This is a genomic window from Corynebacterium aurimucosum ATCC 700975 (genome assembly GCF_000022905.1).
Lineage (GTDB): Bacteria > Actinomycetota > Actinomycetes > Mycobacteriales > Mycobacteriaceae > Corynebacterium > Corynebacterium aurimucosum_F.
Genome location: NC_012590.1, coordinates 1407048 through 1431520, shown reverse-complemented (window position 1 = coordinate 1431520; position 24473 = coordinate 1407048). Strand labels below are relative to the sequence as shown.

The window sequence follows — 24473 nt, the reverse complement described above, 5'->3', positions numbered from 1 at the left end:
CTAGGGTGTGACCACCGGACGGGAGGCCCGCTCCAACAACACTGCGATTGATTCATAGGTCCGCCCGGAGATCATCTCCAGGCCCATCTCGCAGGTGCGGTTATCGGAGACGAAGGCATCGAAGTGTTCCGCGTCGAGTGAAGCACGCTCCTCGCGCGTGGCGGATTCGACGAGTTCCGGGTGCAGCATGACGCGGTCACCGGCGGAGCCACAGCACATCGCTCCCTCCGGAACCTTCGCTTCACCGCAGAGGTTTGCCAGGTCAACGAGCGCCTGGCTCATGCCCATGTGGTTAGTCGAGCAGGTTGGGTGGACGGCGATGGAGCCCATGTTTTTCACGATCGGCAGGTGTGGCGCGATCTCATCACGAAGCCATTCCACGACATCGAGGATGCGCAGATCCTCCCAAAGCTTGCGGTCGGCAGGGGAGAGCACCTCCGGAACGGAATCAAGCAACCCGTGGGTGCAGCTGGCAGCGTCAACCACGATGGGCAGCTGGCCGTGCTCCGACCAGTGCCAGAGGTCGCGCACAATCTTTTGAGCCTGGTACTCAAACCCTTCCTTGTAGCCCTTGGAGGACCACGGTGTGCCGCAGCAATCGCCCGCGACATCTTCGGGGATCCACACCGGCTGGCCGGCACGGCGTCCCAGTTCCACGATGGCGCGCGGGAGATCGACCGAATCCTTAGCCGCTCCGGCTGGGCGGCCAAAAATACGGTTGATGCAGGCCGGGAAGTAGAGTGCTCCAGCGCCCTCGCGCGGGGTTTCCGGCAGACGCGGTGCGGCCTGAGGAAGCGGCCCCGGGACGGTGGGCAGCAAGTTGGGAGCTACCACGTTACGTGCCATGTTGGCACCCAGCTCGAGGGGCTTGTGGGGGATCTTGTTGGCGGAGACGATGCCGGCGCGGGCGAGCTTTTCCACCAGCTCCCAGCGCTGCGCCGTCGTCAGTGCCACCTTCTCGCGGGCCGGGGTGGCCTGCTGCGCGCGCAGCTGCTTCATCACTGCGCCGGTGTCGATGCTAATCGGGCAGGGGATAGAACAGGTGCCGTCGGCGGCGCACATGTCGACGGCGTCGTACTGGTACTCCTTCTGTAGTTGTTCCAAGACCGCCGAGCCTTCTTGCTGCCGGGCCATCTCGCGGCGCAAGACGATGCGCTGACGCGGGGTCACCGTGGCGTGGCGGGAGGGGCAGACAGGTTCACAGAAGCCGCATTCCACACACGGGTTGATTTCAGCTTCGACCTTGGGGAAGGACTTGAAGTTGCGCAAGTGGATGGTCTGATCGCGCGTGAGCTTCACGTTCGGTGCCAGGATGCCCTTGGGATCGATCATGTTCTTGACCTCCCAGAACAGCGCGAAGGCCTCCGTACCCCACTCGTGCTCCAGGAAGGGCGCCATGTTCACGCCGGTGCCATGCTCGGCTTTCATCGAGCCCTGGTACTTATCAATGACCAGCTTCGCCAAGTCATCCAAGAACGCGGCATAGGACTCGCGCTCCTCCTCGACGTCGAAGCGCGGCGTGAAGAAGAAGTGCAGGTTGCCAAAAGCAGCGTGACCCATAACCGATTCCGGGTAACCATACTTGGCCTGCAAGTCCAACAGGTCCGCTGCGGCTTCGCCAACCTGAGAAGGCGGGAAGCAGACATCCTCGGTGATGTACGCCGTGCCGTTCGGACGGTCCGCGCCCAGCAGGCCGTAGAGGCCGTTGCGCAGTTCCCACGCGCCGCGCATACCCTCCGCGGTGGTGAGGAATTCGAGGGGGCGGAGCAGTGGGGCGTCGGCAAGCACGGTGCGTAGGCGATCCATAGCCTTGTCCAAGTCCGCCTCGTCGCTGCCGCCGACCTCCACGAGGAGTGCTGCGGCGTCATCATCAAGGTCGCGCCACGATTCCGGCGCGTGCGCATAGTGCTCGGCAGAACGGCGCATAACCGGGGCGACTAGGAGCTCGCAGGCCTCCGCACCGGTCTCCATGATGGGGTGTACGTAGTTTGCGGCATCCCGGAGATTGGGCAGCTCGACCCACGTCGTGGCCTTCACACGCGGTAGCTTCACCGTGCGGATGACGGATTCCGTGATAGCACCGAAGATACCCTCGGAACCGATGAGGAGGCGTTTGAGAATATGCACGGGCTCGTCTTCGTCGAGGAAGGCGTCGATACGAAGGCCATTGGTGTTGCGGATGGAGAACTTGGTGCGCAGGAACTCCACTATCTCGGTGTTGGCGCGCAACCTGTCGCGGAAGGCCAGTAGATCGGCGTGGAGCTTCGGCTCCTGCTTTCGGAAGGCCTCATCACCGCGCGATGTATCCACGATGGTGCCGGAAGGCAAGACGAAGATCAGTTCTTCGATGCTGTGGTAGCTATCGCGCTCCAAAGAACAGCGCATGCCGCCGGAGTTATCGGCCAGCACGCCACCGATGGTGCACACGGACGTGGATCCCGGGTCCGGCCCCAGCATGAAACCGTGGCGGGAGAGTACCGCCTGGGCATCGCCCAAGATGACGCCGGGGCGCGACCACAGCTTGCGGCCTTCTTCGCGCACCTCCATGCCGCCGAAGTGGGTTTTGATATCGACGAGGATGTCATCGCCCATGGCCTGGCCGTTCAGCGACGTTCCTGCTGCGCGGAAGGTCATGTGGCGATCGTGAGTATCGCAGTACTTCATCAGCGCAGCGAGGTCCGCGGCGTTGCGCGGGGAGACCACGATGTTCGGGATGGAGCGGTAAGGGCCGGCATCAGAGGAGAAGCGCACGAGGTCGCTGAGACGTCCGTGCACGTTTTCTTGACCGACGATAGCTTCCATATCTGCCACAAGGTCGGCGGGAGAGCCGTTCTTGAAGCGTGCGGGGACTGCGTCGGCCTGGCTCGTGGTGCCGGCTGGGCGGGAGAAACGAGAGGAATCGGGGCTTAAAAGCTTGGACATATTTCTAATCTATCGCTTGACAGTAAATCTCGGCCAAACCGGGTACGTGAGGTTCATCATATGGGATACTCAATTCACATAATGAGACATATCCTGGAAAGGAAACACCATGACGAACCCGCGCACAGAAGGGGAGACCGGCGAGAAACTTGCCGTTTACATCTTCCCCATCGTTATCATTGCCTGCGCCATTGTCGCCTTTGTGAGCCCCAGCACCTTTGAGCCGGTGGGGCAGTACACCTCGCAGTTGCTCATGGTCATCATGTTTTCCATGGGCCTTACCCTGACTATTCCGGACCTGTCCCTGGTGGCGAAGCGACCGTTGCCCATCTTCTTGGGCGTTATCTGTCAATTTGCCATCATGCCGACGAGTGCTGTACTCGTGGCGAAAATGCTAGGGCTTTCCGACGCCGCCACTGTCGGCCTCATCCTCCTTGGCTCTGTGCCCGGCGGTACTGCCTCCAATGTGATGGCCTACCTGGCTAAGGGCGATGTGGCGTTGTCGGTGGCGATGACTTCGGTGTCAACCCTCGTCTCGCCGATCATGACGCCGGTGCTCATGCTGTGGTTGGCGGGACAAACCGCGGAGGTCGATGGTGCTGGCATGATGTGGTCGCTGGTCCAGACCGTCCTCATTCCGGTGGGCCTGGGTCTGTTGCTGCGCGTAATTGCCAGCAAAGCTGTGGACAAGGTTTTGCCGGCCTTGCCGTGGGTGGCCATCGCTGGCATCGGCGGCGTGGTCATGGCGGTGGTGTCGAAATCTCAGGACAAGCTAGTCACCGTTGGTCTCGTGGTATTCGCGGGCGTGGCTATCCAGAATCTCATCGGATTTCTTTTCGGCTACTATCTGGCGAAAATTGCTCGCCAGCGCGAGGCAGCGGCACGCACTACGGCAATTGAAGTAGCGACCCAGAACTCCGGTCTGGCCTCGGCATTGGCGCTGCAGTTCTTCACTCCTGAGGCGGCGATTCCGGGTGTGGTCGCCGCGGTGTGGGCCAACGTCACCGGCGCAATCTTCTCCGCGATCGTGCGCCGCAAGCCCATCGAGGATGATGCGAAGGCCGCTGAAGTTGCTGTTACTGCGTAGTTTCTAGGCAGGCTGAGTGGATGAAGAGCTCGTGATAGGTGGTTGGCACATTTTTGCCGGTCACCTATTTCTATATGTACAGACCTGGAAGTGCAGACTTGCAGGTTGGGCGTCGTCAAGCGCCCAGGCAGTGCTTGGCGGCGACCAGCGTGTCTGCACTTCCAGGTCTGCACTTTTGGCAGCAGTGGGGCACAACCGCCCATGAATGGCGCCCGCAGGCGGTGTCAGATGAAGGCGATGTGAGTAGAGCCCGCAACGCCGCAATAAAAATCTCCCCGACCTTGGTGCTTCACACTAGAAAGAGTCGGGGAGATGCTTGTACCTAAAGACCTAAACCTGGGACAGATCCTGATCCTTCAGCTCCTGCATCATGAGGATGGCGATGAGGGAGATGAAGCAAACGATAACCAGGTAGTAGCCCACGTAGCTCACGTTGTATGTGCTTACGAGCCACGTTGCGATGAACGGGGCCACGGCGGCGCCGAGGATAGAGGAGACGTTGTACGCGATGCCGGAGCCGGTGTAGCGCACGTTGGTGGGGAAGAGCTCTGGGAGAACGGCGGACATAGGGCCGAAGATGAGGCCCATGATGAACATGCCAACGACCAGGAACCCAAGGACGGAGTTGCGGTCAGCGTGCGCAATGCCCAAGAAGTACGGGAAGCTGAAGCCGAAGGCAATCATGATAAGCGAGGTTATTGTCAAGATCGGCTTGCGTCCGTACTTGTCCGAGAGCATGGAGGACATCGGAATGCCGATGATGAACATGAAGATGGAAATCAGCTGAATCTCCAGGAACTCCAGGTATGGGATTCCCAAGCCCAGACCCTTGGTCTTATCGCCAATACCGTAGGAAAGGATCCAGGTGGTGACCAGGTAGAACAGGGTGTAGCAAGAGACCATGACGAAGGTACCAATGATCATCGGCTTCCAAGCTGTGCGGAAAGCCTCCACCATAGGGGTCTTGACCTTCTTACCTTCATCAACGGCCTGCTGGAAAACCGGTGTTTCTTCCAGACGCAAGCGGACGTAGAGACCGATAAGCACCATCACAGCAGAGGCGAGGAAGGGCAGGCGCCAGCCCCATTCCATGAAGGTGCCGGTGGTATCGCCGCGCGAGTAATCCATGGTGGCTACGAGCGTCAGGAAGAAGCCATTGGCCAGTAGGAAGCCGAAGGGTGCGCCAAACTGCGGCCACATGGCGGCAAAAGCTCGTTTGCCTTCCTTCGCGGTCTCGGAGGCGAGCAAAGCTGCACCGGACCATTCGCCGCCCAGGCCCAAACCTTGGCAGAAGCGCATCAGGGCCAGCAGGGCTGGCGCGATAATGCCTGCGGTTTGGTAGGTAGGCAGGATGCCAATGATAAAGGTGGCAATGCCCATCGTCAGGAGTGCGCCAACGAGCGTGGCCTTGCGGCCGATGCGATCGCCGAAGTGCCCAAAGAGCAGTGAGCCCAGGGGTCGAGCGATAAAGGCAAGGCCGAAGGTGGCAAAGGACTGCAGCAGGGCAACGGTGGGATCCTCAGTCTTCGGGAAGAAGAGGAAAGGAAAGACGGCTACGGCTGCCGTGGCATAAATATAGAAATCATAGAACTCGATGGTCGTGCCAATAGTTGAAGCCACGGCCACACGCACACGGTCACGTTTGGTGAGCTGCTGTGCTGGGGCCGCTGTTTTTTCCGGTGTGGTGCTGACGGCGGTCATGTGAGGGGCGCCCTCCTTGATTATTTCGATAGGTCGATTGGTTATGAGGGAAACACTACCGTCCCACGTAATGAAATGAAAGTCTCAATGGGTGAAAAATTCTTCTTGATTAAGTTTTTGCATTGGGCGGGAAGCGGGGACGCCGATTATCTGACATAATGTACATTATCGGACAATTACTTAAGCAGTTGGCCAAGCGTGGACTTTCCGCTAAGCCTGTCCGGCTTCTGGTTCAGGCCTTGACAGTGCGGCGTCGGTGTCCGTGGGTTGTTGTGGCACCGTGGCAGGCGCATTGTCCCCATCTTGCTGCCGCTCGGAGCTTAGGTAACGGGACATCCGCCGCGAACGTTTCGGAATGCTCGCCGTGCCCGTATTGTGCTGTTGCTGCGATATGAAACTTCTTCGCTAATGCGCGGCTTCTGGTCCCCGTCAGTTTCCAGGCGGTCCATTTGTGCGCTCTTCATTGGTGTCGAGTGTTGCACTGCATTCAGGCGGGTTTAAACGCTGTTGGCTCTTGACGTTCCCAATCTGTATCCCCCGCTTGCTGCACAGACGGCCCCTCTTACCGTCCTAATATCGTCACAGTTGCGTAATTGGGCTATGTTCCTGTAGCTGTACCGAGCGCGATTTTTAGCGCTGACGGTAGGCAATCACCAACTGAACCGCAGTAAGGGCTACGAGTAACACCGAGAAGGCAGCGAGGAGCTTCATATCCTGGATCCAGATGAAGATGCCGAATCCTGCGAGCACGATCAGCCGGATCCACAGGACTGGAATGAGATGGCGAGAGTTCATAAGAAGCCGTGACTATTTCTTCTCAAAGGTTACGCGGACATTGATCTCGCCGGTTTCCGAGATTCGCGCGGCAATCATCTCTGGAGTCTCAATTCCGTAGTCGAGGCGGTTAACCGGGATATCGCCGCCCAGGATGATGGTGTCACCATCGCGCACCACCTGGAAATCCTGCGTCACGCTCTTGGTCTGGCCGTGGATGGTGAGGTCGCCTGTGAGTGGCACGGTAACCAGTGAGCCGTCGTCAGGCACAGCGGAGACATCAGCCGGCTCGGTCAACGTAAAGGTGGATTCTGGGTACTTTGAAACCTCAAAGAGCTTCGTCTTCATGTTTTGATCGCGAACCTTTTTATCCGTGGTCAAGGAAGACATGCCCACGGCGATGCGCGCCTTCTCGACGATGCCGTTCTGAATGGTCGCCTGGCCGGTAACATGCTTGGTGGAACCAGACGTCGTGCGCTTATCTGCCGGGAGGATTTCGTCGATAGTAAACCCTGCTGAGGTGTGGTTATGCGCCGAACCTTGCGCCACCTGCCATTCACCGTCGACGTCCGTCGTTGCGGCTTGGACCTTATCAGCGTTGATCGGCTCGGTCTTCACACCACGGCCCATGATCAACGAGAACGCCAGCGGTCCAAGGGCCAGTGCCGTTGAGGCCACAATCAGGATCACGAAGATGCTAACAATCAGTTTGCGGTTGCCAAGTATAGATTTCATGTGCTATCTCAATTCCTCAAGCTTACGAGCCAATGTGACCAGTTCGGCACACAGTTCTTCCATTTCTTCCGCACTGGCGCTTTCCGACGCCGCCGTGGCGACGTCCTCGGCACAGCATCGAAGCTCGAAGAGGCCGTCACGAAGCCGGTCGGCCCTCTCCGGAGTCAAGATGACAGCGTTGGCTGGTATGGGCGTCCCTGCGACGTTGTGGCGCTGTTCGTACGCGCGTTGCTTGCACGAGGGCGAGCAAAACTTGCGTGGCCTTCCTCGGCCGCCCTGGGCGATCTCTTTGCCGCACCACTGGCAGGTAGCCGAGCCGCGCCTTGTTGGCTTTCCGGGCTGCGGATCCTGTGTACCAATCACCTCACACACCTTAGCCCATTAAACCGAGGGTGGGAACAAAGGCAGTGGGCCGTTCGTTATAATGATAGTTCTCTGGGTGATATGGGTCGACCCTGATCACTTCCCTACCTCAACACGTGAAAAGGATGATGTTGCATGGCAGATCGCGTACTCCGTGGCAGCCGCATGGGCGCAGTGAGCTACGAAACCGACCGCGACCACGACTTGGCCCCACGCCAAATGGTGAAGTACCGCACCGAAGACGGCGACATCTATGAGGTGCCCTTCGCTGACGATGCGGAGATCCCTGAGGAGTGGATGTGCAAGAACGGTAAGCTCGGCACTCTGGTTGAGGGCGAAGGCGTCGAGTCCAAGCCCGTGAAGCCGCCGCGTACCCACTGGGACATGCTGCGCGAGCGCCGCTCTATTGAGGAGTTGGATGAACTCTTGACCGAGCGAATCGAGAATCTGCGTTCACGTCGCCGCGCGGCTGCCCGTCTGCTCAAGGAGCAGAAGGCGCAGGAGGAAGGCGAAGCTTAAAGGGCTTCTAGGAAGCCCACAAAGACTGCAGGGTAGTGGTTCCACGTTGATGTGGATGCCACTACCCTATTTCTGGTTTTAGGCCAGCTAGCGCGCACCGCGTTATGCAGAGGGGCTATCGGAGGATTGCGAATTGAGTTCGGGCCATTGCAGCACCAGCTCGGCAAGATAGACCGCGAGAGCCGGGCCGAGCACCGCGAGGAAGAACAGGTAGCCTCCCCACTGCGCTGGGAAAAAGACGGGGTACAGAACAAGCACTATGCCAGGCAATACTGCTAATAGGGTACGCGGTAGGTGCCCTACCGCCTTCATCATGGCTTGTGCGCTTCTTTGACGGAAACTGAGCCCCGGTGCATCGAGATGGAAGAACCATACGCTGACACAGGCCAATAAGATAAGCCCCGAGATTAAGGCTGCACGCAGTACCAGGCCTATTGAACCCAGATCTGCCTTGGCAATGATGGCGAATTCATACGCGGCTAAGGCGGTGACGGCGAGGCAGATAAGCCACCATGCGGTGTTGACCCCGGGACGCGTCAAAAGGCCCCGAACGAAAGCCGAGCCGCGGCGAGAACCTTCCTCGCGGACCATCTGCCCGGTCACCGCATGGGCGGTGCGCAAGGACATTCCCCCGGTGAACACGGGAAAGCATGTTATAACGAGGAGAACGTTGACGATGACTAGGTCAGCGAAGAGGCTCAGAGCAGCATAGAACTTCGATTCGGGGCCGAGCATGCGATTCATGGCTTTTAACCTATCGCACCCTTTTAACCCTTCACGGCACCGGCAGCCACACCTTCGATGATGTGCTTCTGCGTGGAGAAGTAGAAGATGACGATGGGGATGATGGCCAGTACCAGCATGGCCATCATGGCGCCCATATCGCGGTTACCGTTGGAGCCAACGAAGGACTGGATGACCACCGGGATGGTCTTGTAGCGCGTGGACAGGCCGATGACCAAGTATGGCAGCAGGTAGTCGTTCCACACCCACATGGCATTAAGAATGGCCACGGTGATGGCAGTTGGCTTGAGCATAGGCCAGACTACCCGGAAGTAGTTCTGGAGCGGACCGCAGCCGTCGATCATCGCAGCTTCCTCAACATCCAGAGGGATGGACTTGACGAAGCCCGCAAACATGAACACCGACAGACCGGAACCGAAACCGAGGTAAAGCACCACGATGCCGATCGGGTTGTTGAGGTGGAGCATGTCTGCAATCTTGACCGTCGGGAACATGACCATCTGGAAGGGGATGATCATGGAGACCACGAAGAGGTAGTACAGAAGGTTTGTCCACCAAGTTTTGACGCGCGTGATGTAGTAGGCGGTCATTGCGGAGAAGAACACGATGACGATGACAGAGAGGATCGTGATGACAAAGGACCACAAGGTCGCTTCCAAGAAGCCCTGCTTGGTCAAGCCCACCATGAAGTTCTCGAAGCCCACCCAGGTTTCGCCGATGGGAAGTGAGAAAGGATCGGAGGAGATAGCGAACTTGGACTTAAAGGAGTTGATGAAGATGAAGAGGATCGGCCCAAGGAAGACGATGGTAAAGAACGCCAGGATGGCGTAGACCACGAACTTGGCGCCGCCAGACATCCGGGTCTTATTATCCGAGGGAAGCTGGTGATCCTTCTTCTTCGAGGCCGGAACGGCCTGCGCTGAAGTGCTGGTAGTCATAACTTAAGCCTCGATTTCCTTGGAGCGGGTCGCGCGCAGCTGGAAGTAAGCGATGACGACCACAACGACGACGAAGATGACAGCCTTGGCCTGGCCGACGCCCTCGACATTCATACGGTTAAAGAGCGTGTTGACGATGTTGAGCGCCACCATCTCAGTTTGCCCGCCAGGAGCACCGTTGGTCAGCGCTAGGTTCTGGTCGAAGAGTTTGAAGGAGTTCGACAAAGTCAGGAAGAGGCAGATGGTGATCGATGGCATGACCATCGGAATAGTGACGTGGCGCAGCATCTCCCATTTGTTGACGCCGTCGAGTTCGGCAGCCTCAATGAGCTCTGGTGGGACGTTCTGGAGGCCGGCGATGTAAATGATCATCATGTAGCCGATGAGCTGCCAGTTAAGCAGCATGATCAGGCCGGCGTAGCCAAATTTCCAGTCCGCGCTAATCGTCGTGGCATAGTGCGAAAGCACGGCGTTGATCATGGTCTGCCAGGTATAACCCAGCACGATGCCGCCGATAAGGTTCGGCATAAAGAAGACCGTGCGGAAAAAGTTGGTGCCGCGGAGTTTGCGGGTCAGCATCCACGCCAAGAGGAAGGCAAAGATGTTGACTGTGATCACGGAGACGATGACCACGAGGACGGTGAAACCGAAGGCTGAGATGAAACCTTCGCGTTGGGAGAAAGCTTTGACGTAGTTGTCTATGCCAACCCACTTGGCGTTGGTGATAGTGGTGAACTTCGTAAAGGAGAGGAAGAAACCCACGATGAACGGCACCAAGAAGGCAATCATGAATGCCAGAAGGGTGGGCAAGACAAAGACTGGGAAGTACTTCTTCAGCGTTGCTTGCATGGTGGTGAAACCTTCATTTCAGGTGGTGTCACACGTTTCCCAGCGGGACGGCGGCGAGGAGAGGAGGCTGAGGATGCGGAATAGCCGCTCGCGCATAAGCTCGCGGCACGGGCCACAACCCTCACCTACTCCCCTCCCCGCCCTCCGCTACTTAGAAGGCGTGTGGCGAGGGGGTGGGAACAGAGCTTTAGCCCCAGTTGGATTCCTTCTCAGCAGCCCAGTTGTCCTTGAAGTGCTTGACAACGTCCTCCCACTTCAGCTTTCCGGAGGCGTACTGCGACAGATCCTGGCCGAAGTCATCCTTGAACTGCTGGGATGGGAAGTACTGGAAGTTCCACGGGTAGGTGGTCAGATCCTTGTTAGCGATAGCTTCCGCGACCTGCTGAGCAAGGGGATCATTCGGGGTGTCTTCAGCGGTGTAGCTTTCGAACGGTGCGATGAAGCCAAGGTCCTTCACCACGTGCTCCTTGCCAGCGTCAGAGGTAAACAGCCAATCCACGAAGTCCTTGGTGGCTTGCTGGTCGACCTCGGAGGCCTCAGAGTTTACGCCCAAGTAGTTCTCGGTACCGACGTTGATGCCGTGCTTTTCTTCATCTGGCAGACCCATGTACATCGGAAGGAACTTGATCTTGTCTTCCTTGACCACGTTGCCAGAGGTTTCGGAAATCTGGGACCATGCCCAGTTACCGTTCTGCACCATAGCGGCCTTGCCCTGTGCGAACTCAGCCATGGAATCAGACACCGTCTTAGAAGGCGCAAGAGACTTTTCTACGGTGGAGTTCTCAAGGTAGAGATCGAAAAGGTTCTTGTACTCCTTGTTGTAGGAGAACTCGATCTCGTTGGTGTCCTCGACGCCCTTGTCCTGGTACTCCTGCCAGATCGGAGCGTTGGCCAGGTGAGTCTGCCAACGCCAGTCTTCGCCGGACGTCAGCGAGGTGGAGGCGAAGGCGCCCTCGATACCGAGCTCGTCCCTCTTTGCCTGCATATCCTCGGCGACTTCCTTGAGCTTCTGGTAGCTGGTGATCTCATCCGTGGATTTGATCTTTGCGCCGGACGTGGCGATGTACTTGTCGAAGATCTCGTCGTTGTAGATGATGCCGAAGCCCTCGACGGCAAACGGAACACCACGTACCTCTCCATCCTCGGTGGTCAGCGGCGGAATATCGTCGGTCAGCTGCTTAGCTACCTCGGTGTCCGACATATCTGCCATGTAGTCCTGCCAGGTGATGAAGCCAGCTGGGCCATTGACCTGGAAGAGAGTCGGGGCCTCGTCCTTGCCAATCTCGGCCTTGAGGGTCTGCTCATAGGAGCCGGAAGCGGCGGTAACGACCTTGACCTTGACGCCGGTCTCTTCAGTGTAGGCCTTGGCGATCTCCTGGTAGGCCGCGTCCTGTTCAGGCTTGAAGTTCAGGAAGTAAACATCGCCTTCCTCGTCGGTGGAGCCGGAACACGCGACGAGACTTGCGGCGGCGAGCATGGATGCCATGCTGATGGATGCGATGCGAGTAAGACGCTTCATGAGGTCCTCATCTTTCTTGATGAAAAGCGGGATGATGAGCCGAGATGGATACCCGGCTCGTATTCGGTTGTGTCTGGGAGACCTCCCATAACGAAGGCTTCTTCCCAGCGCCACCAAGTGCTTCATAGTGGATGACAATCCGACTATGAACTGGTTAGCCTGCCTTCCACCTTAGTGAGGTATTCCACATATTCAAAAGAATTCGGACCTAAAACACCCGATTGTGACCATATCCATATTCGGACATTGAAACTCTCCCCATTTATGGGGCAATCGGACCTAAAACATACAAATACACGTAAAAACAGCTGAGGAAAGAAGAATGGATTTGTGATCGAAGGAGCCGTTGGGGCACGCGAGAGGTTATGACAAGTCTTCGTCTGAAGGGCTTGTGCTGAGAAGGCGAGCTTCATCGCGGCGGGCAGGAAGCACGGATGCAAGATAGGATGCCGTGGCCTCCGGGAGGGTGACATCCCCTCCCCTTTCTTGGGCCAGGAACCAGCGGTGGTCAACGATTTCGTGGAAGATTTGTGCTGGCTCCAGTTTGTCTAACATCTCCACGGGGACGGCGGCGATAGTCGGCTCGTATTCATGCGTCATCCAGAGATGCGCGGCTTGGGTAAGACCCACATGCGGTCCGCATTCGACGGCCTGATAGGCCTGGATCGAGCCCAACAGGCGTTGGGCCTGGTGTTCCTCGACGCTCAGCCCGGTCAAGCTCAACAGCTCTGCACGATAGTGGCCCGGATCCACCACGACAGGGCGAATGCGCACAACCTGCCGCGAATCGTCCTTCGTGACCTTGAGCTCCCCTACGTCAAAGCCCAGTTGATTGAGGCGGTCAATTCTCTCGGAGACGCGCCAGTATTCACTGGCGTCGACGGATTCCTCCGCGGTGAGCTCCGTCCACAGTTCAAGATAAGAGCTTTCGACGAGGCCGCCTAGGGCGATGACATCGATGGACTTATCTAGGCATTCACCCGCCTGGAGGTCCATGAGCTCGCCGATGATGTTGACGCGGGCGATGTCGACGTCGTAAAGCCTGCGTGATTCAGAGAGGTTGGGCTGGAACTCTCCTGTTTCGGCATCGACAAGATAGGCGGAATAGGTTTCAGCATCGCGCCGAAAGAGAGTGTTGGACAGCGACACATCGCCCCAGTAGAAGTTGAGCAGATGCATCCGCACCAAAAGCACGGACAGGGCGCGGATGAGCTTCTCCGCTTCCACGACCGTGAGGTGCCGAGAGAAGATCTCACGATAGGGCAGAGAAAACTCCAAGTGCTCGGTCACCAAAGCTGCGGTGAGCTCCCCGTATTCTTCCTCTGCCGGATGGCGTCCGGTGATCACGGCTACTGGGCGCACACTAGGGGCGCCAAGACGTTGCAGTTCACGCAGCATCTTGTACTCGTGGTGGGCGGTACGCGCACCAATTTCTTTGACCGCGACGATGCCACGGTTGATCCCCACGAAACGCACGATATGCCGGGAAATACCCCTGGGCAGCGCAGCGATGAGATCATCGGGCCACTGTTCCAGGGGCGTATCCCAGGGCAGTGTCAGCAGCGCCGACGCGTACGTCGACGAGGTGATGCTCATGGACTCTTTCATGGCGAATCACTCCACCTTTTCTGCTGATTATGGCTAGAACTGCCCTATTCATTACGTGCCGCGGCGCTGCCGGAACGCGGAGTTAAGGAAGGCGCTTGCCACTCGACGCCGAGAAGTTGTGCTGGCCACCCTCCACGATGCGTGCATGGAAAATGCTGCCCGGAGCAGGCGCGGTGTTCGGCGCAGCGCGGACGACGATTTGGCCGGACTCGGGGACGTCCTCGCTTGAGGAGCCGAGATCGCCTTCGCCCACCAGCTTGCCATAGAGGAAGGAATCAGAACCAAGTTCCTCCACGAAGTCGAGCTTGATGGGGATGGACAGATCGGTGGACTCGCCTTCTGGAATGATTTCCAGGGCCTCCGGGCGGAAACCAATGGTGATGCGGCCATTATCCTCCGGCGTCATCGCGGCGAGGGTTTCTGGGGAAAGCTTGATACGAGCGTGACCAGAGGTGGCGTCACCATCCTTGACCGAGAAGGTGCCCAAGTTCATGGCTGGGGAGCCGATGAAGCCCGCGACGAAGACGTTGGCGGGGCGGTCATAAAGCTCTCGGGGCGCGCCAACCTGCTGCAGGTAGCCATCCTTCAGCACCGCGATACGGTCACCCATGGTCAAGGCCTCCGTCTGGTCGTGGGTGACGTAGACGGTGGTAACCCCAAGCTTGCGCTGCAGGGCTGCAATCTGGGTACGGGTCTGAACACGCAGCTTGGCATCGAGGTTAGACAGCGGCTCATCCATGAGGAAGACCTGCGGGTTACGAACAATGGCGCGGCCCATGGCCACACGCTGACGCTGACCACCGGACAGGGCCTTCGGCTTGCGCTCCAAGAATTCGGTCAGGCCCAGGGTGGCGGCGGCTTCGTCGACGCGCTTATTGATCTCGTCTTGGGACTTGCCGGCGATCTTCAGTGCAAAGCCCATGTTCTCGCGCACAGTCATGTGCGGGTAGAGAGCATAGTTCTGGAAAACCATGGCGATGTCACGGTCACGCGGTGCAACGTGGGTGACGTCCTTGTCTCCGATGAAAATGGCACCGTCAGTAACGTTTTCCAAACCGGCTAGCATGCGCAGCGTGGTGGATTTACCACAGCCGGAAGGGCCGACGAGGACGAGGAACTCGCCATCGGCGATTTCCAGGTTGAATTTCTTGACGGTGGGTTCTTTCGCTCCCGGGTAGGTTAGGGAAGCATCTTTGAACGTTACGGTTGCCATAGCAGAATCTCCTCCATCGGCAGGTACGTGCCGAACGATCCGTAGTGTGAGAAACAGTGAATTAAGTCACTGTGCACCAACTAAAGTGCTACCTATGACATTAGCACTAGTACTGGTCACTACGGCAAAAGCCCGGAGGCCATACTGCGGCTTCCGGGCTTAGCTTTCTTATTCACGGGCGTGTATGAGGCGCCGTGGGGATCGAGTTACTTCTTGAAGGTGCCTTTAACTAGGTTGGAGACTTCAGAAACGAAGTCCGATACAGCGTTCTTGGCCGTGGAGACCTTGGGGCCAAGCTCCATGTCCTTGACGGTACGGGAGGTGATCTTCGAAACTTCCGAGGTGAAATCGCTGATCTGTTCAGAGCGGTGAGACACTCCCCACTTGGTTACTTCGAGCAGAGAATCCTTAACAAAGGAGCCATCCAACTTGGATTCACCAAGTTCACGCTCGGTGAAGGTGATCGGAACCTCGCGGACATCGAAGCCATCCTTGATGGCGCGGAAGGCAACGTCCACCTGGAAGATGTATCCGGCGTTGGAGAGCTTCTCAAAGTCGAGGTGCTCAAGCAGCTCACGCCGGAAGGCACGGTAGCCAGCAGTCATGTCATTGATGCCAGCACCCAGGGCAACCGAAATGTACTTGTTGCCCAAACGGGACAGCAGCTCGCGGTTGGCAGGCCAGTTCACTGTCTCTCCACCCGGTACGTAGCGGGAGCCAATAACCAGATCTGCGCCCTTCTGGATTTCCTCAAGTAAGAGGTGGAGCTGCTCCGGCGCGTGGGAGCCGTCGGCGTCCATTTCACACAGAACTTGGTAATCCTTCTCTTGGCCCCACTCGAAGCCGGCGATATAAGCGCCGAGAAGGCCACCCTTGCCTTCGCGGTGCAGCACGTGCAGGTGAGAATCCTCAGCGGCCAGCTTGTCTGCAGCCTCTCCGGTGCCATCCGGGGAATTATCGTCCACGATCAGGATGTGAACCTCGGGAGTGGCCTTGCGCACGCGGCCGGTGATTAGCGGCAGGTTCTCAATCTCGTTGTAGGTGGGGATGATGACCAGAGTAGATTCGTGGGTCGAGCTCACTAGTTCCTTGCTCCTTTAGGTTTCTGCTTTAAGACGCGCTGCGTCGTCCAGACAAGCGGGTGGAATAGATCGCAAACAGCGCGCAGACCGTTCCAATAATAGTCATGAGCCACTGCAGGAGCGAACCATAACGCACCGCAAATGTACGCCCTTCTCGCAGCGGAAGTTCCTCTTCGAGATAAGCCGGCTCAAAGATACCGCTGTCTTGGCTCACTGAACCATCGGGGTGCACGATGGCTGAGACTCCTGATGTGGCGGCCACTACCACGGCTCGGTCCGCTTCCAGTGCGCGCAGGCGGCTCATGGCCAGCTGCTGGTAGGTCATGTCAGAATCGCTGAACGTGGCGTTATTTGTTGGCGTTGTGAGAATCTGTGCACCGTTATCGATGGCCGTTCGGAACGCCTGGTCAAAGCTGACCTCGTAGCACGTAGCAACGCCCACTGCAGTCCCCGCCATAGTCACCACGCCTGACCCGTCACCGGGTTTCATATCACCCGCTAGGTCTACCAAATCAGTGATCTTTCTAAAGAATTCGCGCATCGGCATCGTCTCACCAAAGGGCTGCAAGTACTTCTTGTAGTGGTGTTGCCCCACCGAGCCATCTGGGTTGAATACCTGCATGGTATTGCGCGCGCCAACTTCATCTCGGGTGAGAGTTCCGACGAGGATGGGGGCGTCGATGTCGTGGGCGGCGCCGTCGATAAGCGCCCGTGCGTCCTCGTTGGCAAAAGGATTGATATCAGAGGAGTTCTCAGGCCACATGACGATGTCGGGCCGTGCGCCATCCTGGGCTGCCTGCTCAGTGACGCGGACGTGGTTATCCAACACTGCCCGGCGTTGCGCTGCGAAGTCAAGGCCCAGCCGCGGGACGTTTCCCTGGACAGCGGCTACCGTGACCGTGCCTGTGGTGTGGATGGGTCGGTTCACGCCTTGCGCCGCGATGAGCCCTGCCAGAAGCGGCACCGCCAGGAACGCGCAGGCTAACCGTGGTGCTCGCGCAAGGCCCACCACCCCCGCGGCGACGCAGACGACCGCAAAGCTGATGAGCGCAGGCCCACCCCATGGGGCAAGGTTGGCGAGCGGGCCTTCAATCTGTCCCCACGCCAGACGTACCCAGGCAAAACCTCCAAAGGGGACGGAGGAGCGCAGCATTTCCACTGCCACATAGAAGAAAGGGAAAAGCGCGAAGCCATAGTTCAAGCGCAGTAACGCTGCCCCGCCGATACCCAGGAGGATGCTGTACAAGGAGAGGAAGATAGCGAGCGCAATGTAGGGCATGTTGCCCACGAGCTCACCAATCCATGGGAGAGTGAATAGATACAAGACAGCGCTATGGACCACAGCGATGAGCGCCGCCCAACCTAAATGCAGGGGTTTTCGCCAAGGAGATAACGCGGCCACCAACATGGCTACCCCAATGATTCCCGCGGCCCACCAGCCGCGCGGCTCCACCGATAGATACGTGACCGCGCCCGAAAGAGCTGCGAGAACAAGCCGGGCACACACAGTGAGCACTATTTGTTTCCGTCCTCAAAATCCTCGGGCTTGACGTGTTGGGTCCATGTGCGGATTTCATCTTCATCGAGGACTTCGTGCGTGTGGTCCGCTTGTCCCCTACCTCCCATGGCACTACCGGTAGCGCCCGCGCCGAAGCTTCCAAAGGATCCATAGGAGTCGCGGTGTTGCGCCATGGGTGAGGCTTCATAAACGCGCACACCCATGTCTTCGATTTTCCGGAACATCGACGCAGCAAGAAGCGTGCGGATGATGGAACGAGTTGGCGCAAAAATGAGCAGAGCACCGATGATCGTGGAGACGAAGCCGGGCAGCGAAAGCAGGATTCCGCCCACCATAGTCAGGCCGACGTTGCCGGCTGTTTTACCTGGATTGGGATCCTCCATTACGTAGACTCCGTCTTCGGTCTGGCGGATGCGGCTGACCATCATGCGGCGAACTTCCCAGCTGGCTATCGTCATACCGAAGAGCATGGTCAGCGCCAAGGCTAATAGTGCCCACAGCACACCAATCCACTCGGCAACTGCCCAAAACGCCAGGGTTTCGAGGAGGATGTACGCGATGAACAGAAGAAACGGCATGCAGCCCACCATACTTGCTGGACCTGCCGGTTCGCTGGAGACCCTCCCGGAGCGATTAGACTGACCCACCATGTCCCTTCCCGAGTCGAAGCATCCCGAATCCGATACCTTGCGCTTCCATCCCGCTGGCGGCGTTGTCACCCCCGAGCAGTGGCTTGCCCTGGGCCAGGCCGCTAGGGAACATGGCGATGGCCATGTGTACCTTGAGGAGCACAGCGTCATCAGCCTGCGCGGCATCCGTGATGAGCAGGTGCTTGGCGACGTCCCCCTCCCCAACACCGACGCTCACGTGCTGGCCTCTCCCCTCTCCCTTCATGCACGCCGTGTGGCGCAGCGCGTTGCTGATGCCCTGGCTGCAGCAGAAGGAGCCTCCCCGGCTCTCAGCCGGGATGCCGTCTTTGGCATCGATGGTGGCGCGGGCGATCTCCTCTCACACGGTGTGGCGGCTGGGCTCCAACTTTCCGGTGCTAGTACAGGAGACGGTGAGGACGCCGGCTCGGCGCGCCTCATTCGAGAGGGGGCAGCAACCGGACCGGCCCTGGATCTAGAAGAAGCGATCTCGCAGCTCGTGGGCTATGTGCTCGAGGTGTCCAATGGGCTTCCTGAAGCCCTCGATAGCTTCGCCTTTTCTGCGCGTACGACCACTGCACAGCCGGTTTTGCCCATTGGCTGGCTGACCGATCACACTAAGCCCGGCCGCGTCGATCTGGGCGCGGGCCTGCAAGATGGCGTCCTGCCTGGGGAGTACGCAGGACTCATTGCCCAGCTGGGTGCGTCTATTTCAGTAACGCCGTGGCGGGGTTTGGTCATCCACGATTTGCCCGAAGGCGATGCTGATGTCGTGCTGCGAGTCCTTGCACCGCGCGGCTTCATTTTTGATGCCAACTCCCCCGCTCTTGGCCGTCCTTAGCGCGGCATGTGCCGCCATATGGGGCGCGGAACAAGCTTCATAATCCAGGCCAACAATTGGAGCTTCCGGGGGATCCACAGCGTGCGGGAGACCGGCCGCGAATCCGACGACGACTGGGTACCCGAGGAGGACTCGATGGCCTTTACTACAGCTTGCGCCACGACGCCTGGCGTCACCGACAAGGGCGCGGGTTTCATGCCTTCAGTCATCGACCCAATCACGAAGCCGGGGCGCGCGGTGATCAGCGCTAGGTCGCTGCCGTGCAAACGATCTGCCAAGCCTTGGCAGAATGCATCTAGGCCCGCTTTGGTCGAGCCATAGACATAATTGGTGCGGCGCGCACGCCAACCCGCGATGGAGGAAAAGGCCACGATATGGCCTTTCGCCATGACGTCCGCAAGCACGGTAAGCATCGAGACTTGCGCGGCATAGTCCACCAGCGCGATGTCGAAGGCATGGGCCTCGTCGTGCTCTGCGCGCTCTTGGTCACCCAAGATTCCGAAGGCGACGACTGCTGTCGTAATTTCCTCACCCGCGAGTGCCGTAGCTTGCTCGATGACCGAACGGTGGGTGGACACATCAGCGGCGTCGAAGGAGAGCGTGTGCACGGAAACCGCCCCATTACGGAGAAGTTCAGAGGTGAGTTCATCCATACCGTGCTCACCCCGCGCGGCAAGTACTACTGGGCGGCCTGCACACAGACGGCGTGCAAGCTCGCCGCCGATATCGCTGCGCCCACCAAGAATCAACAGCGCGCCCATTAACGCAACCCCCTCGGGGCCTGGTTCAGGGACTCATACCCGGATTCAGTGGTCACCACGATGTCCTCGAGACGCATGCCCCACTTACCCGGCACGTAGATACCCGGCTCAATAGAAAAGGCCATGGACTGGGAAAGCTCGAGCTCATTTCCCTCCATGATGAAAGGCTCCTCGTGCGTGGACAAGCCAATGCCGTGCCCAGTGCGGTGCGTGAAATATTCACCCCAACCGGCCGCTTCGATCACGCTGCGCGTGGCACGGTCTATTCCCTGAGCGGTTGTGCCCGGGCGCGCGGCGGCTCGTCCGGCAGCCTGGGCCTTTTCCAACACCGCGTAGGCCTCCTGGAAATCGGTGGGCGCCGCCGAGGGGTCCGCTCCCACCACATAGGTGCGGGTGCAGTCAGAGTGATAACCGGAGGCCAGCGTTCCTCCGATATCCACCACGACGGGATCGCCCGCGCCAAGTTCCCTGTCCCCATAGTCATAATGCGGGTTCGCTCCATTCGGACCGGAACCCACGATGATGAAATCCACCTCGCGGTGCTCGCGTAAGATGAGCTCCCGCAAATCGGCGGCTACCTCGGCCTCAGTGCGCCCCGGCTTTAAGAGACGCGGCACCTCTGCGTGCACGGCATCGATAGCCGCCGCAGCAGCGCGTAGCTCCGCCACCTCATCTGGGTCCTTGCGGGTAAAGAGTTCAGCCAGTGCCTCAGTAGCTAGAAGGTATTCCACTTGCGGTACATCCGTCGAGGACGTCGAAGACGGCGATAACGGATTGAGCTGTCCTCGAATTGCGGACTGGAAACGCAATACATGGTCGGCGGTCAGGGAGGAGCCCAAGGCAACGGTGGAGGGGCGCACACCTTCCAAGGCCAGCGCATAGGGATCGTGGCCATCGCTCCATCCCACCAGATGGGCGGCAACACCCTGAAGGGACTCAATGTCGGTGCTGGGTGCGACGATGATCGGCTCGGCGTCGGGGCGGATAACCAAGCAGGTCAAACGCTCATGGGACGAGACCCAGGAACCCGTAAGATAAGCGAACTCGGCCCCGGTACCCACCAGCAACACATCGATATTCTTGGCGGCGGCAATCGCGCGGGCACGGCTCAGGCGGGATGCATAATCAGTCATGTCAGTTAGCCTACCGCTCGTCTCCGTGCGGTTAAGCTGGGCGGCGTGAACTCGCATCCCGCTGCTGTCAAGATCCGCACCCGCCGTAGCTATTGCTCGGGAGTGCTCATCGATGCCTCCTTAAGGCCCTGCACCCAACAGGCAACCCGGCTGGTTCTGACCTGCGCGCACTTCTTCCGCGATGACCTAGATAAAGGAGATCACTACAAGGTGAGTGGCGGGTTCAACCGGCGCGTGGTTGCCGCGCGTACGATTGACGGAACCGACATGGCCTTGTGTTTGCTTGATAAGCCCGCGCCACCACGAAACCTACCGGGACTCGCTCACAGTACTCCCCCTTTTCGAGCTCCCGTGAGCACTTGGGGATACGGCGGAAGAGCCCGCCGCGCACAGAAGCGAACGGGGTTATTTCTTCTGCCCTTCTTTCGCACGTGGTCGGTCGATTTCCTCACCACCGTCTCCCCCGCCGGATTCGTCTTCAACACGAATCCGGCAGTCAAAGGGGACTCGGGCGGGCCAGCTCTGGTCGACGGCTCCGTCATCGGTACGCAAGCGCTGATCCTTAACCCCTTGGGGCGCAACCTCAAGCTCGCGACCGTGGCGCTTGTTGCGCCTCATCGCGCAGCTATCGCGGCGGCAGCCACGGCGTTGCTGGGCCGTGAGTACGAAGATTAGGAAGAAACTAGGCGCCGATGGCGACGACGCCTCGCTGAATCGCGTCGATGGCGCGCCGGGCATTGCGGCGAATTTCGTCCTCGTAGCCGGTCTTGGCTACCTGCTGGAGCAGGTCGATGACCTGGCGGCACCAACGGACAAAGTCACCGGGCGTCAGCTCCGCGCCAGACTCGTTAGCTGCGGCCATGCAATATGCCAAGGGGGCACCCGCGGTCCATTGGTGGATGGCGAGTGCAAAGGCTGGCTCCGGCTCGCGTGTTTGCGGGAGGTTATGGCGCTTCTCATCGGCGACGAGCTCGGTGTAGATGCGCCAGGTTGCGTCCATGGCGTCCGCCATGGCGTCGGAAGCCGCGCCGGGTTCGCCGCGAGTAGTTTTGCGGTTTTCGAAGACGCAGAGGGAGGCCACACCGGCCAGTTCGGCGGGGTCGAGGTCGTTCCAGATTCCGCGTTTGAGGCATTGCGCTACTAGCAGGTCCGACTCGGAGTGGATTTTGGCTAGGCGCTCGCCTTCGTCCGTGATGACAGGCTCGCGGTCCTCGCCATAGCCTTCAAACTCCACGTAATCCATCTCCGCCAGTAGGTCCACGATGCGCTCGAAAGTGCGGCCGAGGGTATCTGTGGCGCGCTCCACCTTGGCTTCCAACTTGTGGAGCTCGCGCTCGCGTCGGGCGAGCTTTTGGGCCACACCGGCCAGCTGCTCGCGGTCGGTCGCCGGCCAATTGTGCACCGGGTGCTCGCGGAGGGCATCGCGCAGCTGCGCGATCTTCTTGTTGGGACGATTACGCGGCTCGGTACGCATCTTCTTCGGACGCTTGTAGTAATCGCGCTTAAAGGCCTCCTTGACAAAACGGGTATGACGGCGCGGGTTCTTCTGCGCTGCACGCGGGAGCTTCATATGGCCCACGACGATCGGCGGATTATCGATACCGGCTGCATCGATGCGTCCAGACCACCCGGTCTCCGTGGTAACCCAGGGGCGCGGATCTGCAGTCTGGTTGGCCGGGGTAATAACAACAGCCAACGTTGGCCGTTTCTTTGTTGCGATGGCGATGACCTCACCCACTTGCAGCCGGGCCAAGACAGCCGCGACTTCCTTGTTCCTCTCTTCCTTCTTGGAAGAACGCGCTGACTTTTCCTCATCAGTAAGCGCGCGGCGCAAACGCATATAGTCCATGAGGAGCTCAGCGGGGTCCTCGCCATCAGCTGCCGGCGGAGCCAAGTTATCCACGGCTTGATCCAATTGAGCACGTAGTTCGCGGACGCGATGTTCAGCGCGCTCAATCTCGCGGGTTTCCTCCACAACAGATCCATCCGCCTGGAACTGGGCAAAAGACTTCTCCAGCAGGCGCAGAGAGTCATCGAAGCCGAGCATGCCCAGCAGGTTGATGGCCATATTGTAGCCGGGTTCGAAGGTAGAGATGAGCGGATAAGTGCGGGTCGATGCGAGCCCCGCCACCGCGGTGGGATCCATGGCGGGTGCCCACTGCACGACGGCATTGCCTAAGGTATCGATGCCACGCCTGCCCGCGCGGCCGGTGAGCTGCGTGTACTGACCCGGTGTCAGGTCCACGTGTGCCTCGCCGTTAAATTTCACCAACTTTTCCAGCACTACGGTGCGCGCTGGCATATTGATTCCTAGGGCAAGGGTTTCGGTGGCAAAGACCGCACGAACCAGGCCTTTAACGAAGAGTTCCTCCACGATGTGCCTAAAGGCCGGCAACATGCCCGCGTGGTGAGCGGCGAAGCCCCGCGAGAGTGCTTCGCGCCAACGTTTAAAATCAAGGACCTTGAGGTCTTCTTCCGGAATACCTTCTACGCCCGTATCGACGATGGCCTTGATCTCGGTGGCCTCCTCCTGGGAGGTCAACACCATGCGGGAGCGCAAGCACTGATACAGCGCGCCATCGCAGCCCGCACGGGAGAAGATGAAGGTAATCGCCGGCAGCATCTCCATGGCCTGCAGCTCTTTGAGCACCTCTGGCCGGCCTAGCGGACGGTAGCGGTCTTGCGCACGAGGCGCGCCGCTGCGCCGATCACTGTGCCGGTCGCTGCGCCCGCCGCCTTTGTGCCGGGCACGGGCGCGGAAGCTCGCACGGTTCTGGGCATAGTCTGCGCGGCCACTATCGGTATCGCCGGCCTCCAGGCGTTGGATGCGCCGCGCCAGTTCAGTGTTTACCTGGCCGCCTGAGTTGGGTTCGAAGAGCGGATAGATCTTTCGACCCACCATCATCCATTGGTCCAGCGGTACTGGGCGCTTGTCGGTGACAATGACCTTGGTGTCACCACGCACGGTAGTCAGCCACCGGCCGAATTCCTCGGAGTTGGACACCGTTGCAGACAAACCGATGATGGAGACGTGCTCCTCAAGATTGAGGATGACCTCTTCCCATACCGCGCCGCGTGAAGCGTCGGCCAAGAAATGGATTTCATCCATGACCACATGGGTCAAACGATCCAATGCACCTGAGCCCGCGTAAATCATGTTGCGCAAAACCTCAGTGGTCATCACGAGGATGTCCGCGGAGGAGTTGATGGAGACGTCACCGGTCAGCAGTCCGACTGCATCCGCGCCATGTGCGTCAACCAGGTCGTGGTACTTCTGGTTGCTCAGAGCTTTGATGGGTGTGGTGTAGAAACAGCGGGTCCCTTGGCGCAGTGCCAAGGACACGGCGAACTCACCCACCACGGTCTTACCCGCGCCCGTGGGCGCACAGACCAGAACACCGTGGCCAGCTTCGACGGCTTGGCATCCTTGGATTTGGAAGTCATCCAGTGAGTACGGAAGTGCTTGGGTGAACTCGTCCAGATGCGTCAGTGTCATAAGTCTCCAGGGTACCTGTCAG

At 59.0% G+C, this 24473-nt stretch carries 21 protein-coding genes; 4 read left to right on the top strand and 17 right to left on the bottom strand.

Features of this window, described 5'->3' with window-relative positions:
* On the bottom strand, nucleotides 1-2922 hold the full coding sequence (locus tag CAURI_RS06725) for an FAD-binding and (Fe-S)-binding domain-containing protein (RefSeq protein ID WP_010186578.1): 2922 nt from the start codon (nucleotides 2920-2922) through the stop codon (nucleotides 1-3).
* Between the two features lie 109 nt (nucleotides 2923-3031).
* On the opposite strand from CAURI_RS06725, the gene CAURI_RS06720 reads away from it, so the two are divergent.
* Nucleotides 3032-4009 carry a bile acid:sodium symporter family protein gene (locus CAURI_RS06720; RefSeq protein ID WP_010186580.1) on the top strand — a complete coding sequence of 326 codons (978 nt, stop codon included), beginning with the start codon at nucleotides 3032-3034 and terminating at the stop codon, nucleotides 4007-4009.
* Nucleotides 4010-4339: 330 nt separating this feature from the next.
* Here CAURI_RS06720 and CAURI_RS06715 read toward each other — a convergent pair whose 3' ends face one another.
* From CAURI_RS06715 to CAURI_RS14275, 4 genes are all read right to left on the bottom strand, one after another.
* Nucleotides 4340-5710, bottom strand: coding sequence for an MFS transporter (locus CAURI_RS06715; protein WP_010186582.1), 1371 nt, complete (start codon nucleotides 5708-5710; stop codon nucleotides 4340-4342).
* A 630-nt stretch (nucleotides 5711-6340) separates the two neighbouring features.
* On the bottom strand, nucleotides 6341-6505 hold the full coding sequence (locus CAURI_RS13925; protein WP_010186584.1) for a hypothetical protein: 165 nt from the start codon (nucleotides 6503-6505) through the stop codon (nucleotides 6341-6343).
* A 12-nt stretch (nucleotides 6506-6517) separates the two neighbouring features.
* Nucleotides 6518-7219: a YceI family protein gene (locus CAURI_RS06705; protein WP_010186585.1), complete on the bottom strand. Its 702-nt coding sequence runs from the start codon at nucleotides 7217-7219 to the stop codon at nucleotides 6518-6520.
* A 3-nt stretch (nucleotides 7220-7222) separates the two neighbouring features.
* Nucleotides 7223-7582 (bottom strand): hypothetical protein, encoded by a 360-nt coding sequence (locus tag CAURI_RS14275; RefSeq protein WP_010186587.1) that lies wholly within the window; start codon nucleotides 7580-7582, stop codon nucleotides 7223-7225.
* Nucleotides 7583-7717: 135 nt separating this feature from the next.
* On the opposite strand from CAURI_RS14275, the gene CAURI_RS06695 reads away from it, so the two are divergent.
* Nucleotides 7718-8101 (top strand): RNA polymerase-binding protein RbpA, encoded by a 384-nt coding sequence (locus CAURI_RS06695; RefSeq protein WP_010186588.1) that lies wholly within the window; start codon nucleotides 7718-7720, stop codon nucleotides 8099-8101.
* Nucleotides 8102-8203: 102 nt separating this feature from the next.
* On the opposite strand, the gene musI is transcribed toward CAURI_RS06695, so the two are convergent.
* From musI to CAURI_RS06650, 9 genes are all read right to left on the bottom strand, one after another.
* Nucleotides 8204-8845, bottom strand: coding sequence for an ABC transport system MusEFGK2I component MusI (gene musI, locus CAURI_RS06690; protein WP_010186590.1), 642 nt, complete (start codon nucleotides 8843-8845; stop codon nucleotides 8204-8206).
* Nucleotides 8846-8868: 23 nt separating this feature from the next.
* Nucleotides 8869-9783, bottom strand: coding sequence for a carbohydrate ABC transporter permease (locus CAURI_RS06685; protein ID WP_010186592.1), 915 nt, complete (start codon nucleotides 9781-9783; stop codon nucleotides 8869-8871).
* A 3-nt stretch (nucleotides 9784-9786) separates the two neighbouring features.
* Nucleotides 9787-10632 carry a carbohydrate ABC transporter permease gene (locus CAURI_RS06680; RefSeq protein WP_010186593.1) on the bottom strand — a complete coding sequence of 282 codons (846 nt, stop codon included), beginning with the start codon at nucleotides 10630-10632 and terminating at the stop codon, nucleotides 9787-9789.
* A 187-nt stretch (nucleotides 10633-10819) separates the two neighbouring features.
* Nucleotides 10820-12151, bottom strand: a complete 1332-nt coding sequence (locus CAURI_RS06675; protein ID WP_010186595.1) for an ABC transporter substrate-binding protein — start codon at nucleotides 12149-12151, stop codon at nucleotides 10820-10822.
* A 363-nt stretch (nucleotides 12152-12514) separates the two neighbouring features.
* Nucleotides 12515-13759, bottom strand: coding sequence for a DUF4032 domain-containing protein (locus CAURI_RS06670; protein ID WP_010186596.1), 1245 nt, complete (start codon nucleotides 13757-13759; stop codon nucleotides 12515-12517).
* Nucleotides 13760-13841: 82 nt separating this feature from the next.
* Nucleotides 13842-14972 carry an ABC transporter ATP-binding protein gene (locus CAURI_RS06665; RefSeq protein WP_010186598.1) on the bottom strand — a complete coding sequence of 377 codons (1131 nt, stop codon included), beginning with the start codon at nucleotides 14970-14972 and terminating at the stop codon, nucleotides 13842-13844.
* 206 nt (nucleotides 14973-15178) lie between these two features.
* Nucleotides 15179-16054, bottom strand: a complete 876-nt coding sequence (locus tag CAURI_RS06660) for a polyprenol monophosphomannose synthase (protein WP_010186600.1) — start codon at nucleotides 16052-16054, stop codon at nucleotides 15179-15181.
* A 28-nt stretch (nucleotides 16055-16082) separates the two neighbouring features.
* Entirely contained in the window at nucleotides 16083-17570 is a 1488-nt protein-coding gene (gene lnt, locus CAURI_RS06655; RefSeq protein ID WP_420805214.1) for an apolipoprotein N-acyltransferase, read from the bottom strand.
* Nucleotides 17570-18151, bottom strand: a complete 582-nt coding sequence (locus CAURI_RS06650; RefSeq protein WP_010186604.1) for an FxsA family protein — start codon at nucleotides 18149-18151, stop codon at nucleotides 17570-17572. The genes lnt and CAURI_RS06650 overlap by 1 nt, the downstream gene beginning before the upstream one ends.
* Before the next feature lie 70 nt (nucleotides 18152-18221).
* On the opposite strand from CAURI_RS06650, the gene CAURI_RS06645 reads away from it, so the two are divergent.
* Entirely contained in the window at nucleotides 18222-19061 is an 840-nt protein-coding gene (locus tag CAURI_RS06645) for a cobalamin biosynthesis protein (RefSeq protein ID WP_012715040.1), read from the top strand.
* On the opposite strand, the gene CAURI_RS06640 is transcribed toward CAURI_RS06645, so the two are convergent.
* Both CAURI_RS06640 and CAURI_RS06635 read right to left on the bottom strand, forming a co-directional pair.
* Nucleotides 19058-19822: an SDR family oxidoreductase gene (locus tag CAURI_RS06640; RefSeq protein WP_012715039.1), complete on the bottom strand. Its 765-nt coding sequence runs from the start codon at nucleotides 19820-19822 to the stop codon at nucleotides 19058-19060. The genes CAURI_RS06645 and CAURI_RS06640 overlap by 4 nt on opposite strands.
* Entirely contained in the window at nucleotides 19822-20955 is a 1134-nt protein-coding gene (locus CAURI_RS06635) for a M24 family metallopeptidase (protein WP_010186615.1), read from the bottom strand. Before CAURI_RS06635 ends, CAURI_RS06640 begins: the two co-directional genes overlap by 1 nt.
* A gap of 45 nt (nucleotides 20956-21000) precedes the next feature.
* Between CAURI_RS06635 and CAURI_RS06630 the strand changes: the two genes are divergently transcribed.
* Nucleotides 21001-21630, top strand: a complete 630-nt coding sequence (locus CAURI_RS06630) for a trypsin-like peptidase domain-containing protein (protein ID WP_066877995.1) — start codon at nucleotides 21001-21003, stop codon at nucleotides 21628-21630.
* Nucleotides 21631-21637: 7 nt separating this feature from the next.
* Here CAURI_RS06630 and CAURI_RS06625 read toward each other — a convergent pair whose 3' ends face one another.
* Entirely contained in the window at nucleotides 21638-24451 is a 2814-nt protein-coding gene (locus CAURI_RS06625) for a DEAD/DEAH box helicase (RefSeq protein WP_010186619.1), read from the bottom strand.
* Nucleotides 24452-24473 lie beyond the last annotated feature (22 nt).